Source organism: Sphingobium estronivorans, assembly GCF_008692605.1.
In the GTDB taxonomy this organism is placed as follows: domain Bacteria; phylum Pseudomonadota; class Alphaproteobacteria; order Sphingomonadales; family Sphingomonadaceae; genus Sphingobium; species Sphingobium estronivorans.
This window is the reverse complement of the sequence record NZ_LFCT01000062.1, coordinates 1-1,324: the sequence shown is the minus strand read 5'-3', so window position 1 is coordinate 1,324 and position 1,324 is coordinate 1. Positions and strand designations below refer to the sequence as shown.

Here is a 1,324-nt window from a genome sequence, read left to right as displayed (position 1 = left end):
ACTGAAGCGCCCCGGCTTTTCAGGAGGCAGTTTCCATTGGGCTATGCAGCCATATCGAGGTTCTCGAGGGCTGCATAGTAATTGTCTTCAGCCTCAGCGGGCGGGATGTGCCCGATAGGGCCGAAGAGCCGGTGATTGTTGTACCAATCGACCCAGCGCAGCGTTGCCATTTCCACGGCCGAAACGCTTGGCCATGACCGCTGCCGCCAGATGACCTCGGCCTTGTAAAGGCCGTTGATCGTCTCGGCCAAGGCGTTGTCGTAGCTGTCGCCGACGCTACCAACCGAGGGAACGAGCTTGGCCTCGGCCAAGCGCTGAGTATAGTTCATCGCGAGGTATTGAACTCCCCTGTCGCTATGGTGGATCAGCCCGTCATCGGGGCCTGGCCTGCGGGCATGAATTGCCTGCTCCAGGGCATCCAGAACGAAGCCTGCAGTGGCTGATGTGCTGACCTTCCACCCCACAATCCGCCGAGCAAAAGCGTCAATCACGAAGGCGACGTAGACGAAGCCCGCCCAGGTATGCACGTAGGTGAAATCGACAACCCACAGAGCGTTGGGCCGGCTGACGCGAAACTCCCGATTGACCTTGTCCAGCGGACACTGCGCCTTCGGGTTGCTGATGGTGGTGATCGTCTTCTTTCCACGCCGGACGCCCGCCAGCCCCATGGCGCGCATCAGCCGTTCCACCGTGCATTTCGCCACCATGATGCCTTCACGCCGCATCTGGTGCCAGACCTTGCGTGCGCCATAAAGGCCGAAGCTGGCCTCATGGACCCGCTTGATCTGTTCCCTGATCTCCTCATCGCGCCGGGCACGTGCCGGACGCCTTCCGGGATCGGCACGGCGCGCGGCATGTTCACGATAAGAGGAAGGGGCGATTGCCAGCTCGCGGCAGATCGGCTCGATCCCCAAATCCTCGCGATGGGCGTCGATAAACGCCATCATCATCTCCCGGGGCGGTCGAGCTCCGCCATCGCAAAATATGCTGATGCCTTGCGCAAAATCTCGTTGGCCCTGCGCAGTTCCTTCACTTCGCGCTCAAGCAATCTCAGGCGTTCCCGGTCATCAGCGGCAAGCGCCGCTGGCCCCGCTCGTCGGCTCGCCTCCTCGCGGCACCAGCGGCGCAGCGTCTCCAGCGAGCAGCCGATCTTCGCCGCGATCGACTTCATCACTTCCCACTCCGAGCCATACTCAGCTCGCTGCTCCGCCACCATACGAACCGCCCGCTCGCGAACTTCAGGTGAAAATTTGTTGGTCGTCTTGCTCATATCGGATGCTCCTTCTCACAAGTTGGAGCCTCCGGAAAAGCCGGGGCGCTTCAG

At 61.5% G+C, this 1,324-nt stretch carries 1 protein-coding gene and 1 other annotated feature; the gene reads right to left on the bottom strand.

Annotated elements, in window-relative coordinates:
- Nucleotides 1-41: 41 nt before the first annotated feature.
- Nucleotides 42-1,270 (bottom strand): IS3 family transposase gene (locus F7P65_RS21820; protein WP_128830678.1). Its coding sequence is split into 2 segments (ribosomal slippage): nt 42-982 and nt 982-1,270, totalling 1,230 coding nucleotides; the frame shifts between segments, so codons are not numbered across the junction.
- Nucleotides 873-989 (bottom strand) — a sequence feature (AL1L pseudoknot). Its footprint overlaps the gene before it by 117 nt.
- Nucleotides 1,271-1,324: the final 54 nt, after the last annotated feature.